13 protein-coding genes and 1 pseudogene are annotated in these 12,907 nt (G+C 72.2%); 10 read left to right on the plus strand and 4 right to left on the minus strand.

Annotated elements, in window-relative coordinates:
- Positions 1–145 precede the first annotated feature (145 nt).
- The 4 genes from ABH935_RS20325 (at position 146) to ABH935_RS20340 (ending at position 4,492) form a co-directional block, all read left to right on the plus strand.
- Positions 146–904 carry an ABC transporter ATP-binding protein gene (locus ABH935_RS20325; RefSeq protein WP_370379498.1) on the plus strand — a complete coding sequence of 253 codons (759 nt, stop codon included), beginning with the start codon at positions 146–148 and terminating at the stop codon, positions 902–904.
- A 1-nt stretch (position 905) separates the two neighbouring features.
- The gene (locus tag ABH935_RS20330) at positions 906–2,255 is read left to right on the plus strand and encodes an FtsX-like permease family protein (protein ID WP_370379480.1); all 1,350 of its coding nucleotides are present in this window, start codon (positions 906–908) and stop codon (positions 2,253–2,255) included.
- Positions 2,256–2,290: 35 nt separating this feature from the next.
- Positions 2,291–3,523 (plus strand): sensor domain-containing protein, encoded by a 1,233-nt coding sequence (locus ABH935_RS20335; RefSeq protein WP_370379481.1) that lies wholly within the window; start codon positions 2,291–2,293, stop codon positions 3,521–3,523.
- Positions 3,524–3,844: 321 nt separating this feature from the next.
- Positions 3,845–4,492 (plus strand): response regulator, encoded by a 648-nt coding sequence (locus tag ABH935_RS20340; RefSeq protein WP_370379482.1) that lies wholly within the window; start codon positions 3,845–3,847, stop codon positions 4,490–4,492.
- A 246-nt stretch (positions 4,493–4,738) separates the two neighbouring features.
- On the opposite strand, the gene ABH935_RS20345 is transcribed toward ABH935_RS20340, so the two are convergent.
- Positions 4,739–5,125, minus strand: coding sequence for an STAS domain-containing protein (locus ABH935_RS20345; protein ID WP_370379483.1), 387 nt, complete (start codon positions 5,123–5,125; stop codon positions 4,739–4,741).
- A gap of 87 nt (positions 5,126–5,212) precedes the next feature.
- On the opposite strand from ABH935_RS20345, the gene ABH935_RS20350 reads away from it, so the two are divergent.
- The 3 genes from ABH935_RS20350 to ABH935_RS20360 are packed head-to-tail and all read left to right on the plus strand — an operon-like array spanning position 5,213 to position 7,367.
- Entirely contained in the window at positions 5,213–5,701 is a 489-nt protein-coding gene (locus ABH935_RS20350; RefSeq protein WP_370379484.1) for an ATP-binding protein, read from the plus strand.
- Positions 5,689–6,204, plus strand: a complete 516-nt coding sequence (locus ABH935_RS20355; protein ID WP_370379485.1) for an ATP-binding protein — start codon at positions 5,689–5,691, stop codon at positions 6,202–6,204. Before ABH935_RS20350 ends, ABH935_RS20355 begins: the two co-directional genes overlap by 13 nt.
- Positions 6,201–7,367: a SigB/SigF/SigG family RNA polymerase sigma factor gene (locus tag ABH935_RS20360; RefSeq protein ID WP_370379486.1), complete on the plus strand. Its 1,167-nt coding sequence runs from the start codon at positions 6,201–6,203 to the stop codon at positions 7,365–7,367. Before ABH935_RS20355 ends, ABH935_RS20360 begins: the two co-directional genes overlap by 4 nt.
- A gap of 95 nt (positions 7,368–7,462) precedes the next feature.
- Here the strand turns inward: ABH935_RS20360 and ABH935_RS20365 are convergent, their stop codons facing one another.
- On the minus strand, positions 7,463–7,912 hold the full coding sequence (locus ABH935_RS20365) for a response regulator (protein ID WP_370379487.1): 450 nt from the start codon (positions 7,910–7,912) through the stop codon (positions 7,463–7,465).
- Between the two features lie 176 nt (positions 7,913–8,088).
- On the opposite strand from ABH935_RS20365, the gene ABH935_RS20370 reads away from it, so the two are divergent.
- A complete protein-coding gene (locus tag ABH935_RS20370; RefSeq protein ID WP_370379488.1) occupies positions 8,089–8,541 on the plus strand; it encodes a hypothetical protein in 453 nt (150 codons plus the stop codon).
- Positions 8,542–8,693: 152 nt separating this feature from the next.
- Entirely contained in the window at positions 8,694–9,317 is a 624-nt protein-coding gene (locus tag ABH935_RS20375) for a hypothetical protein (protein ID WP_370379489.1), read from the plus strand.
- A 509-nt stretch (positions 9,318–9,826) separates the two neighbouring features.
- Here ABH935_RS20375 and ABH935_RS20380 read toward each other — a convergent pair.
- Together ABH935_RS20380 and ABH935_RS20385 are read right to left on the minus strand one after the other, a co-directional pair.
- The gene (locus ABH935_RS20380; RefSeq protein ID WP_370379490.1) at positions 9,827–11,308 is read right to left on the minus strand and encodes a serine/threonine-protein kinase; all 1,482 of its coding nucleotides are present in this window, start codon (positions 11,306–11,308) and stop codon (positions 9,827–9,829) included.
- Between the two features lie 243 nt (positions 11,309–11,551).
- Complete coding sequence (locus tag ABH935_RS20385; protein WP_370379491.1) at positions 11,552–12,412, minus strand: DUF1963 domain-containing protein; 861 nt, start codon at positions 12,410–12,412, stop codon at positions 11,552–11,554.
- A gap of 181 nt (positions 12,413–12,593) precedes the next feature.
- Between ABH935_RS20385 and ABH935_RS20390 the strand changes: the two are divergent.
- Positions 12,594–12,818: pseudogene (locus tag ABH935_RS20390) on the plus strand (flavodoxin); the annotation flags it as partial.
- Positions 12,819–12,907: the final 89 nt, after the last annotated feature.

Raw genomic sequence — 12,907 nt, forward strand, 5'->3', positions numbered from 1 at the left:
TGGGATAAGACCGAGAAGTGTCTGATGCCGCATTCATCGGCTCATGCAATCACCCGATCGATGCGTGCCAGACCCGCCGCGAAGACAGGTGATAGCACCCCTGTTTCCGCGAGCGCGCCACGCGAGTCTGGATCACATGACAGCCATGGAAGACGCGCTGCGTCTGGAATCAGTCAGCAAGACGTTCGGCGACCAGGTGAAGGTCGCCGCCCTGGACCGAGTCAGCCTCGGCCTGCCCTACGGCACCTTCACCGCCGTCATGGGGCCCTCCGGCTCCGGCAAGAGCACGCTCCTCAACTGCGCCTCCGGCCTGGAGCGCCAGGACTCCGGCCGGATCCTGATCGGCGGCCAGGAACTCGACACCTCCGACGAGACTGCCGCCACGCGCTTCCGGCGCGGCCGCATCGGCTTCGTGTTCCAGGCGTTCAACCTGCTCCCCACCCTCACCGTCTGGCAGAACGTGCTGCTGCCCGCAAGGATCGCTGGGATCCCGTTCAACGCAGGGGACAAGCGGCGCGCCAAGGCCCTGCTGGACCGCATCGGCCTCGGCGACCGGCTGGAGCACCGGCCGGCCGAGCTGTCCGGGGGCCAGCAGCAGCGGGTGGCGATCGCCCGCGCCATCGTGAACCGGCCGGCGCTGCTGTTCGCCGACGAGCCGACCGGGGCGCTCGACTCGGCGCGCGCCGCCGAGGTGCTGATGCTGCTCGGGGAGTCGGTGCGGGAGTTCGGGCAGACCGTGGTGATGGTGACGCACGATCCGGTCGCCGCCGCCTACGCCGACCGCGTGCTGTTCCTGGCCGACGGCCGGATCGTGGACGAGATGCGGGCCCCGCGGGCCACCGGCGTCGCGGCGCGGATGGCCGAGTTCGGCACCGCCTCCCGGCTCGCCGCGAAGGCGGCCTGACATGCGCACCGTGAGCTTCAGCAACCTGCGACACCGCCGTGGGGCCTACCTCGCCTCGTTCCTGAACCTGTTCCTCGGCGGCGCGATCCTCACCGGCTTCGCAGCGCTTTTCGAAACCGGCGGCGCGCCGGGCCTGTCCAAGACCGACCGCTCGGCGCTGCAGACCGCGGCCCTGGTCATCGGCGGCTGGGGCGCGCTGATCATCGCCTTCGGCACCGCGGCGACGCTGAGCCTGACCGTGCGACAGCGGGAGAAGGAGATCGCGCTGCTCAAGGCGGCCGGCGCGCTGCCCCGGCAGATCCGCCGCATGATCACCACCGAGACCGCGGTCCTGCTGGCGGTCGCGGCCGTCCCGGCGATCCCGACCGGCATGCTCGTGGGCCGCACCGTGCTGGCCGCGCTGAAGTCCTCGCATCAGGTCTCGGACGGCGTCGGCTTCAAGTTCGGCGCCACCACCCTGGCGATCGGGCTCGGCGACGTCGCGCTGGCCGCGCTGGCCGCCGCGATCGTGGCCGGTCGCCGGGCGGCGAATCAGAGCACTGCGGCGTCGCTGGTCTCGGCCGCCACCGGCGAGGCCGGGATGTCGCGCAAGCGCAAGATCGCGGCGGTCGTGCTGATCCTGATCGGCCTGGACGCCGGCGTGATGAGCGCGACGATGCTGAAGGACGACCCCAACGGCGCGATGGCCAGCGCCGGGCAGGCCTGCATCCTGACCAGCATCGGGCTGGCGCTGCTGGCCCCGGCCCTGGTCCGGATCGCCGGCCGGGTGCTCGGCCCGCTGATGCGCCGCGGCGGCGGCTACCTGGCCGAGGCCGAACTCCGGCTGAACTCGCGGCAGGCGGCCTCCGTCCTGATGCCGGTGATCCTGTTCGTGGGCCTGGCCAACGGCACGCTGTACGAGCAGTTCATCCAGGACGACGCCAACCGCGCGCAGCACCTGCGGCTGTCCGCCGACGACAAGGGCGTGCAGACCCTCAGCTTCCTGGTGGTCGGCATGATCACGCTGTTCGCGGCGGTGGTCGTGGCGAACATCGCGGTGGCCGGCACGCTGCACCGCCGCAAGGAGTTCGGACAGCGGCGGCTGATCGGCGACACACCCGGCGACGTACGGCGCTCCCTGGGCTGGGAGGTCTGCGCGATCCTGGCGGCCGGGTTGTTCTTCGGGTCGCTGGCGGCGCTCGCCGGCATCATCCCGTTCAGCTACGCCAGGACCGGTCACTTGATTCCGGACCAGGGCGTCGGGGTGTTCCTCGCGGTCGCCGCGAGCGTCACGGCGCTGACCCTGGCCTCGTGCCTGGGCGCCGCCCGGCGCGTGCTGAGCGCGCCGGCGCTGGCAGCGATCACTGCGTAGTCCCGATAATGGCGACGCGAGAAGGGACGAGTCTGATGACCGGACTGCCGGAGGCGGTCGGAGGTGGGGCCGACGCCTGGCGCGCGCGGGGCGCCGCAGCCGCCCTGGCGGCCGGCCGGGGTCTGGTGATCGCGCCGGTGTCGCTGCTGGCGGGGATCCCGCTGCTGGTGGCGGCGGCGCTGGCGCTGGGCCTGATGCCGATCACCGGCGGGCTGCTGGTGCCGCCGGTGATCAGCGCGGTGCGCGGCCTGGCGAACTGGCAGCGGGGGATCGCGGGGCGCTGGAGCGGGGTCGAGATCGAGTCGCCCTACCTGCCGCGCGCCGGCCGCGGCCGGCTCCGGTGGCTGCTCGGCGATCCGGCGACCTGGCGGGACCTGCTGTGGCTGTTCACCAACGTCCCGATCGGCCTGGCGCTCGGGCTGCTGCCGGTGACGCTGGTCGGGTGGGGGGTGGTCGGCGTGGGCTCGGTGCCGGGGCTGGCGCTGAGCAGCGATCCGTTCTGGCCCTTCGGGCTGGGCTTCGGCCTCCCGGCGCTGGCGCTGGCGCCTTTCGTGGGCCCGACGCTGATCCGCGCGCAGGCGCTGTGGGCCCGGGCGCTGCTGGCCCCGACCGACGTCGGGGAGCGCATCAGCACCCTGACCGTGACCCGCGAGCGGGTCAGCGACGACGCCGAGTCCGAGCTGCGCCGGATCGAGCGCGACCTGCACGACGGCGCGCAGGCCCGGCTCGCGGCGGTCGGCCTGAGCCTGGGCATGGCTGAGGACCTGGTCCGCGAGAAGCCGGACGAGGCGATCGCGCTGCTGACCGAGGCCCGCGAGCACAGCGGCGCCGCGCTGGCCGAGCTGCGCTCGCTGGTCCGCGGCATCCTGCCGCCGGTGCTGGCCGAGCGCGGGCTCGGGGACGCGCTGCGGGCCCTGGCCTACGCCTCGCCGATCCCGGTGGAGGTGCGCAGCGACCTGACCGAGCGGCTGCCGGCCCCGCGCGAGTCGGCGCTGTACTTCGGGATCGCCGAGGCCCTGGCGAACGTGCTGAAGCACAGCGGCGCGGCCCGGGCCCGGATCGACGTGTTCCGGCGCGACGACCAGAAGGCCGGCGAGGGATGTGTTGTGGCCGAGGTCTGGGACGACGGCACCGGCGGCGCCGACCTGTCGCGCGGCGACGGCCTGGCCGGCGTGCGGCGGCGCCTGGCCGCCTTCGACGGCCGGCTGACGCTGGACAGCCCGGCCGGCGGGCCGACGACGGTGACGCTGGAGGTGCCGTGCGAGTGAGCGGAGCGGGACCGGCTGCCGCGCGGTGTCTTGCGGCTTGGCGGGGCGCTGCCGCTGGAGGTGCCGTGCGAGTGAGCGGAGCGGGATCGGCTGCCGTGCGGTGTCCTGCGGCTTCGCTGGGTGTTGACGCTGGGAGTGCCGTGCGAGTGAGTTGCGCGGGACCGGCTGCCGCGCGGTGTCCTGCGGCTTTGCTAGGTGTTGACGCTGGGAGTGCCGTGCGAGTGAGCTGCGCGGGACCGGCCGCGGCGTGGTGTCCTGCGGTTTGGCGGGACGTTGCTGCTGGAGGGCTGCTGGAGGTGCCGTGCGAGTGAGGAAATCCCGATGCGTGTAGTGCTGGCCGAGGACCAGGCACTCCTGCGCGACGGCCTGGTCCGCCTGCTGACAGCCCACGGCTTCGAGGTGGCGGCCGCCGTCGAGACCGGCCCTGACCTGCTCGACGCGCTCCTCGCCGAACGCCCCGACGTGGCGGTCGCCGACATCCGCCTGCCGCCGACCTTCAAGAACGAGGGCCTGGCCGCCGCGCTGGAGGCCCGGCGCCAGGTGCCGGGCTTGCCGGTGCTGATCCTGTCGCAGCACGTCGAGCCGCTTTATGCGCGCGAGCTGCTCTCCGACAGCGCCGGAGCCATCGGATATCTGCTGAAGGACCGCGTTTCGAACGTGCGTTCGTTCGTGGACGCGCTGCGGACCGTCGCCGGCGGCGGCACCGCCATGGACCCCGAGGTCATCGCCCAGATGCTGGCCCGCCGCTCCCGCGACGAACGCCTGGGCTCGCTGACCCCGCGCGAGCGCGAAGTGCTGGCCGCGATGGCCGAAGGGCACGCCAACGCCGGGATCGCCGCCCAGCTGGTGATCACCGAGAAGGCGGTCAGCAACCACATCAACACGATTTTCGCCAAGCTCGGGCTGCTGCCGGATCTCGACGGGAACCGGCGGGTGCTGGCCGTGCTGGCGTTCCTCGACGCGGCCTGAGGCCTGTCGAAGTCCGCTCAGAGATATATCCCGTGCAGATTCCCGTGCATTCGGAACGGGAATAGCTCTGCCTGGGCTATGTTTGGGCACGTCGGGTGCCTGACAATGGTCCGGGCCGGCCGGCGCACCGCCGATGGCGCACTTCCGCCGCCGGGTCCGCATCGAGTTTGGATTCGCTGGAGCGGGTAGCGGTGTTCGCGGTGGCCGACGGAGCTGATGCGAGGAAGGGGTGGCGATGGCCGATGGTCAGCGTCCGCTGCCGCTCCCACTGATGTCGAGCACGAACAGCTCGGCGACGCCGGCCAGCTGGAGCACCCGCAGCACCGCCTCCGACGGCGCGGCCAGCGTCAGGCGCGCGCCTGAGGCGCCGGCCTTGTGCTGCGCGCGGATCAGCGTCCGCAGGCCCATGGAGTCCAGGAACGCCACGCGCGAGCAGTCCACGACCACCTGCGCCCCGGCGTGCACGTACTCGTCCAGCACGCTCCACAGCGTGTCCGCCGCGGCCAGGTCCACGTCACCGGCCACGGTGACCGTGACCGCCTGGCCGCCGCCCTTGCCGTCCCCGGACACCGCGGCGGCTCCGCCCCGGTCCGGGTCGTTGTCGACCTCGACCGAGAAGCCCTCGACCGCCATGACGCCTCCTGTTTTCCCACCCAGCCCGCGTGATCCCGGATCGCTACCGACGATATCGGGTCGGCTCACGGCTGGGAATCTGGCGCGATGACCTCGCGCCGGACGGCCCAGAGCCACCTGTCGCCCCAGAGCCACCTTTCGGCCCAGACCCAGCTGACTCCCGGGCCCTCGGCCCCGGGCCGGGCCCGGGCCTTCCTGACCGAGACCTGCCGCCGCTGGCACGCCGAGGACTTCGTCACCGACGCCGCGCTGGTGGTCAGCGAGCTGGTCACGAACGCCGTCCGGCATGCCGGCACCGAGATGCGGCTCGGCCTGGAGCTGCGCGACGGCATGCTGACCGTGCGCGTCCACGACCACGGCGCCGGGCTGCCCCGCCTCATCCCGCCGGCCGAACGCGGGTTCGGCGGCCAGGGGCTGGCTATCGTGGTGCAGTTGGCCCAGGCCTGGGGGGTCGCGGTCGAGGACGACGGCGGGAAGGCCGTATGGTGCCGACTCGGGCCGCGCGCGGCGGTCCCGGCCGGGGCGGGCACGCAAGGGTCGCTGTGGAAAGGGGATCAGGACATATGGAGCGCGTGAGCGGTGTGGGTGGTGAGGACGGCGTCGGGACGGGTGCCGGCGTGGGTGCCGGCCGCCGTGGCGAGGCCGACGATGCCGACGGTCGTGTCCCGGTAACACTGAGCATCCCCGCCGAGCGCGACTACGTGGTGCTGGTCCGGTCCGCGGCCGGCCATCTCGGCGTGCGCGCCGGCTTCTCGATGGCCGAGATGGGCGACTGGCGCCTGGCCGTCGACGAGGCGTGCGGCCTGCTCCTGCTGCCCGACGAGGTCGACGCCACCGGCGAGGAGCTGGACTGCGTCTTCCGGCTGGGCCCGGCGGGCCTGGCGCTCACTGTCTCGGCTGAGGCCCGGCCGGGCTCCAAACCGCAGGTCGGCGGGTTCGGCTGGTCGCTGCTGGCGGCGCTCGTCGACGACTTGCAGTGGGCCGAGGAGCAGGGCCGGGTCCGGGTCGACATCGTCAAGCGCGCGGCCGGCGACGGCGGGCCAGGACCCGGCGGCACGGCCCGGGCGGGGGTGCGGTGAGCACTCGCGGGAACGGTCCCGGTCCGGCCGCGTCCGGCCGCGACGGGGCCGGGCACGACGGCGACCGGGGGCGTCCGGAGACCGGGGTCGAGGGCTCGACGAGCGAGATCACGAGCGAGACCACGACCGGGGGCACGAGCGATAGCACCGAAGAGGGCACGAAAGAGGGCACGACCGGAGCTGAGAGGGTGACTGAGATCGCGACTGGGATGGCATCGCAGGCAGCCGCCTCGGCTCCGACCCCTGCCGCAGTGCCGGCCTCGGCGGCACCGGCGCGCGTGGTACGCGCCGACCGCCGGCTCCCGGACCAGGACGCGGACATCCCCCTGCCGAGCATCCCCTCGCCCCGGCTCGGCGGCGTGCCGCGGGACCGCGCCGAGCACCGCGCGGAGATCCACCGGCGCTTCGAAGTGCTGGCGGAGTACGAGCCCGACAGCGTGCGCTACCGCACCCTGCGCGACGAGCTGATCGCCGAGCACATGAACTACGCGCGCTACGTCGCCTCGCGCTTCAGCGTCCCCGCCGACACCGCCGAGGACCTGGAGCAGGTCGCGTACCTGGCGCTGATCAAGGCGGTCGACAACTTCGACCCCTCGCGCGGCACCGCGTTCCTGGGCTACCTCACCCCGATGGTGGCCGGCGAGATCAAGCGCTACTTCCGCGACTCCACCTGGGACGTGCACGTCCCGCGCCGCATGCAGGAGCTGAGCCTGGCCCTGCACGGCGCCCCGGCCGAGCAGCTGGAGCGCCGGCTGGGGCGCTCGCCGACGATCGCCGAGCTCGCCGAGCACCTCGGCGCGCAGCCGGAGGAGATCGTCGAGGCCTTCGACGCCTCGGCCGCCTACAGCGCCACCTCGCTGGAGCGGCCGCTGGTGCCCGGCGACGAGCAGGGCGCGAGCCTGGGCGAGACGCTGGGCGGGGACGACGACGCCTACGAGTGGGTCGTGGACCGCGAGGCACTCAAGCCGCTGCTGGCGGCGCTGCCGGAGAAGGACAAGCGGATCCTGCTGATGCGGTTCTTCCGGGGCATGACGCAGAGTCAGATCGGGACCGAGCTCGGCGTGTCGCAGATGCAGGTGTCCCGGTATCTGACGCGGATCCTGGGGACGCTGCGCGACGCGGTGCTCGTCGAGGACGGGGATGAGCAGTCGGGTAAGGCCTGACTGTCTCAGTTCCTTGAGGGTTGTGAGTTCTCTGAGAGTTGTGAGTTCTCTGGGGTTTCTCAGTTCTCTGACCGCTCTCGGCTCCCCGGCGGCGCTCAGTTCAGCAGCTCGGCCAGCACCCGCAGCAGCCGCGGCACGTCCACCGGCTTGGGCACGTGCTCGTCCATCCCGGCGGCCAGCGCCTTGGCCCGGTCGGCGTTCGAGGCCTCGAACGTCACCGCGATGATCGGCGTGGCCGCGCCGTGGTCGAGCTCGCGGATGCGCGCGGCGGTGGCGTAGCCGTCCAGCCCCGGCAGCGCGATGTCCAGTAGGACCGCGCGAATCGTGGGGTCGTGCTCAACCGCGGCCAGGCCGTCCGGGCCGGTGGCGGCCTGCACGACGGTCAAGCCGCGGGCGCTCAGCGCGCTGCCGAGGGCGAAGGCGCCGCGCCGGTCGTCGTCCACGATCAGGACCTTCTGCCCGGCGAACCGCGGCGGGCCGGATGCGTCCGGGTGCCGGGGCGCGTCGGGGGCGGGATCGCGCCGGTGTTCGGCAGGCTGCGCCATTACTCCATACTCCGCGCCGCCGGGGCTTTTGAGAACTCTGATTCGAATCCGAGCCCTGACGCAGCGGATCGGCCGTGGATCGGCTGTGAATCGGCGGCAGATCGGCTTCGGATTGGCGGCGGAGGAATCGGGTAACGGCGCATGTTCCGACACAGGGTCGGGCTCGGGAGGTCGTCGTGGTCATCACCCTGATCGTCATCCTGGTCGTCCTCGCCGCTTTGGCGGCGACGTTCTTCCTCGGTCCCGCCGGCTGGCGGACCTCGGCCGCCGGAACCTTCGGCGGACTGTCGACGCGCGTCGGCAAGTTCATCGAGGGCGGCCGTGCGGACCCGCGCTTCGGCAACGGCGCGGGAGGCGCGGCGGCCACACCCGCACCGCCGCGCTTCACCGACGCGGACCGGGCGTACTTGGACGGCGTGTGGAAGCACGTGCAGAGCACTTTCGTCAGCAACCCGCGGGTCGCTGTGACCCTCGCGCACAGCACCGCTGAGGGCTTCTTCACCGCACACGGTGTTCCCACCGACGGACTTCCGGAAGGCGCGGGAGACCTGGCCGAGGAGGACACCGAGACACTGCGCCTGCGGCTGCTGGCGATCAAGACGTGGTCGGACCGGGAGGCCGCCCGCTGAGCCGGCGCGGCTGCCGTCGCCGTACCCGGCAGCCGCGCCGCTTTCCTCTTGGTTTGTGTGTGGTGGAAGCCCTGTTTCAAACTCTGTGACCGGGTACCTGGCAGGGACGCGGCGCCGCTGAACTCATCCGCGTGAGCAGTGAGGAGGGTGCTATGAGCACCATGACCGAGAAGGAATACCCGTACGCGATCGGAGCGGGCGTCTCCTGTGCCGACGGTGATTGCGGCCGGTTGCACCGGATCATCATGGACCCGGCCACCCGGGCCCTGACCCACCTCGTCGTCGGGCGGGACACACACGTCGCACGGCTGGTTCCGGCCACGCTGGTCGGTCGCGCCGGGCCCGATGCCATCATCCTGACCTGCACCATGTCCGGGTTCGACCTGCTGGAGCCGGCGGAGGCCACCGAGATGGTGCAGCAAGCCGCCCCGACCGGCGGACCGGTCACCGGCGGCGGCGCCCTCGGCGGCGGCTACCGCGCCCCGTCCAAGCCGGACATGATCACCTACGACCGGGTACCGGCCGGCGAGGTGCAGCTGTGTCCGAACGAGCGCCTGCACGCCGCCGACGGTGACATCGGGCGCGTCAAGGGCCTGATGGCCGCTCCCGACCTGCACGTCACGCACATCCTGCTCGCCGAAGGACACCTGTGGAACCGCAAGGAGGTCGCGGTTCCGATCCGCAACGTGGTCGACGCCACCTACGGCGTCCAGGTGGACCTGACCCGCGAGGAGCTGAAGGACCTGCCGGCGGTCGAGCTGACGCGGGCCGGGTGAGGACCCCGGCGGCCGGTCCGACCACCGGCCGCCGGTTCGCCCGGCGAACGGGGCTGGCGCGTAGTGCGGCGCCAGACGGGGAGCCGGGCATCAGTGGGGACGGCGGCATGCGACGGCGCATGCCGCACCGGACGGCCGGCCGGCGTCGAGTCGCGCCGGACCAGAGCGGACCCGGGACCGCAGGCGGGTGCGGCCCCGGGTCCGCTGCGCCCAGTGTGAAGGCGGCGCGGCTCGGCGCGCAGTGGTTTCGAGAGGGTTGGCGGCGAATGGCGCTTGACATGTCCGTTCGAAGTCCGGTCGGGGCCCCGCACGGACTGGCCGGAGGCGGCGACGGCGGTCGCCGGAGCACACGTGGACGTGGCGTGAGGATGAGGGTTCGATGGGGACGGCTGGCACGGTGGGCGGCCGTCCGGTGCGGGATGAGGTAGGCCCGCGGGGCAGCCTGACGGGGTCCTGACAGCACTCCGACCGGCCCCGACCGGCCCCGACCGCCCCCGGCCGGACCGGGCTCAGCTGTGGCTTGAACTCGGCGTCGCGGGCGGTGCCGTGCTGTGCGCGGTCGACGGGCTCGACGTCGGCGGCGCGGACGAGCTCGACGTGCTGCTCGGCGTCGTCGGCTGGGAGGTGCTCGGCGTGGTCGAGACGCTGGTGCTCGCCGTCGTGCTCGGCGCGCCGGCCGTCGTCGTGGTCGAGGCGGGGGTGGTCGGTGCCGGAGCGGAGCTGGTCGTCGGCGTCGGCACGCTCGCGGATGTCTGCGACGAGCTCGTGCGGCTGGCCGAGCGGGGCAGCGGCGACGGGCTGGAACTCGTCCCCACAGAGGCCGCCGGCGGCGAACTCGGGTTGTTGCTCCCGTTGTGCAGCACCAGAACCAGCGCCGTGGCCAACGCTGCGATGACCGCGACCGACAGCACGCCGGCCACCAGCCCCGCACCGCCGTTGCCCCGCGTGCCGCGCGGCGGCTCGCCGACGCCGACGCGTTCCGGAGTCCGCTCGCCGACGGGCTCGATCACCGACGTCGCCCGGTCCGCCGACGTGAGCAGCAGCGTGGGATCCGGCGCCGGGCCGCGCGTCAGCAACGGGTCGGCGTCGGGCTCGGCGAAGACCGCGATCCCTTCGTAGTCCAGGATCTCGGCGGCGCTTTGTGCTATCGCCGCCGTCAGGTCCGCGGGCAGCCACGCGCCTTCCGGCACGTCGGCCATCCGTCCGATGATCTGCGCGGTGCTCGGCCGGTGCGCCGGATCCTTCGCCAGGCACATGGCGATCAGCGGCGCGAGCGAGTCCGGCAGGCCGGACAGGTCCGGCTCGCCGTGCGCGATGCGGTAGAGCAGCGCGTGGTCCGGGCCGTCACCGAAGGGGTTGCGGCCGCTGGCGGCGTAGGCCAGGACGGTCCCGAGGGAGAAGACGTCGGTGGCGGCGGTCAGCTCCTGCCCGCGCGTCTGCTCCGGCGACATGAAGCCCGGCGAGCCGACGATGGTCCCGACGTCGGTCCGCGTCAGGTCCGCGGCGGCGATGACCCGGGAGATGCCGAAGTCGATGACGTGCGGCCCGTCCACGGCCAGCATCACGTTGGAGGGCTTCAGATCCCGGTGCACCACGCCGGCGGCGTGGATCTCGGCCAGCGCCCGTGCCAGGCCGTAGGCCAGCACCCGCAGCGACGTCTCCGGCAGCAGCGCGCCGGCACCCACCACGGCGCGCAGCGTCAGCCCGGACACGTACGTGGTCGCCAGCCACGGCATCGCGGCCTCCGGATCGGCGTCCACCACCGCGGCCGTGAACCGCCCCGACACCAGCCGCGCCGCCGCGACCTCCTGCCGGAACCGCCGCCGGAACTCCCGGTCCCCGGCCAACTCGGCCTTGACCACCTTCACCGCGACGGTCCGCCCACCCCGCGTCCGCCCCAGGAACACCTGCCCCATGCCCCCGGCCCCGAGCCGTGCGATCAGGACATAAGGGCCCACAGTGCGCGGATCCCCGGACTTCAGCGGTTCCACTCGTGGACCTCCCCGATCGGACGTTTCTACCAGTAGTAGTCCAGCATCGCAGCGAACTGAAGGACCGGGCACGCACGAACCGGTGACGCGGACCCGCTCCACCCGATCGGGCGGTTCGGCGTTCCGTGGAGGGGGCGGCGGTCGTTGGGAGTGGCCGGGAATGGCGGACTTCGGCTCCGCGGACGGCGCTGAAGCCCTCCGCCGACCGGAAACGAACGGTCCACCTTCAGCTGGTGTGAGCCCTCAAGAACAATCCCACCACCAACGGACGGGCCGATCCGGACACTGTACGCACTCGAAGATGTAGATCCCGCCGGCGTCGCCGATCATGATTCCCGCGGCCTCGCTGACCGCGGATCCCACCGCTTCCCGTGGTGCGCGATTCTCGCGGCCGGTCGCGCCTCCTCGGTCTTCGACGGGCAGCCACGTGCGCCACGTCGAGCCGTCGAACTCCCAGCTGTCCACGGTCAGCAAGTGCTCCATCTTCGTGCCGCAGGTCGTGCACGACGGCCAGCAGGACTCCTGCTTCCAGCTCGGATAGCCGCCGAGCTTGATTCCGGGTGCTGCCGCGAGGTGGTGTTCGAAGATCCAGCCGGTCTCCTCCCGCAGCGTCTCGAAGCGCGGGAGCAAGGTCATCAACAGGTCGAACGGCAGGTCCGACGTCGGATACTCCGTGACCTGTTCGGGGTGCACGACGCAGGCGCTGGGGATGAGGCCTTCCGGAGCGATGTCCACCTGGTCGGGCACATCTCGCCGGACCTGCTCTATCGCTTCCGCATCGCGCCAGTACACCCGGGGCGCGGGCGCAGCGCATCCGTCGATGATGAAGGGGCACCAGAGCACTTGAAGGAGGTCGCTGCCATCGGGAAACGCCAATTGCGGCACATCCCGCCGATGGATTTGCACGATGCTGACCAGCGGGACGGGCTCGTTCGTGGTTTTGACCGCGGGCCATTCGATGCTGTGGCTGTGGACAGGCTCCGGGCAGACCGGCCACGGCTCGTCGGCCGGCCACAGCAGCGGTCCGCCGACCGAGCTGTCCAGCGGGCCCGGGTCGCCGGGCCTCGGGTGGAGACGGATCGCTGTGCGGCGGAACGGCGCCACCTCGGGAACGAGTGCCTCGACGTCGACAGGTCTCGGCGGTGTGGTGCGAACCATGGGACTCTCCGCGGCGTCGGCATAGGCATAGGCATCGGTGGCTGCGGATGATGATATTGACGGACGCCGACAAGGAGTACTGATGAGGTACGTCGCACGTCATTTGCGTCATGGCAGGATCAGGGACATGCCCACCCTCTTGATCGTCCACCACACACCCTCGCCGACGCTTCAAGCAATGTTCGAGGCCGTACTCGCTGGCGCGACCAACGAAGACATCGAGGGCGTGATGGTGGTGCGTCGCGCGGCCCTGGCTGCATCTGCGGTCGACCTGCTGAGCGCGGACGCAGTGATCCTGGGGACGCCAGCGAACATCGGTTACATGAGCGGAGCCCTGAAGCACTTTCTAGAAGGCTGCTGAAGATCTTGTTGTGAGGGGTGGTTCCGGTTCTGGGGCGGCCCCTGGTCATGTGGTGGCCAGGGTCCAGCGGTTGTCGGTGT

This window comes from Catenulispora sp. GAS73 (genome assembly GCF_041262085.1).
GTDB lineage: Bacteria > Actinomycetota > Actinomycetes > Streptomycetales > Catenulisporaceae > Catenulispora.